This is a genomic window from Ornithinimicrobium sp. (genome assembly GCF_030537745.1).
Taxonomy (GTDB): domain Bacteria; phylum Actinomycetota; class Actinomycetes; order Actinomycetales; family Dermatophilaceae; genus Ornithinicoccus.
Window position 1 is genome coordinate 1 of the sequence record NZ_JAUNVI010000059.1, and the last position, 247, is coordinate 247.

A 247-nucleotide genomic window follows, 5' to 3' on the forward strand; every position below is an offset into this window, starting at 1 on the left:
GGGGCCGCCCCGCGTCCGGCTTCGGCCCGGCGGGCGCTCCGGTGCTGATCGTGGGGCTGGCCCCCGCCGCGCAGGGAGCCAACCGGACCGGTCGGATGTTCACCGGGGACCGCTCCGGCGACTGGCTGTATGCCGCGCTGCACCGGGGTGGGTTTGCCAACCAGCCGACCAGCCACCACGCCGGTGACGGGCTGGAGCTGCAGGGACTGCGGATCGTCTCGGCGGTGCGCTGCGCGCCGCCGCAGAA

1 pseudogene is annotated in these 247 nt (G+C 76.1%); it reads left to right on the forward strand.

The features are described 5' to 3' along the window. Positions 1 to 50: 50 nt before the first annotated feature. Positions 51 to 247, forward strand: a pseudogene (locus tag Q4P07_RS11515) (uracil-DNA glycosylase family protein); the annotation flags it as partial.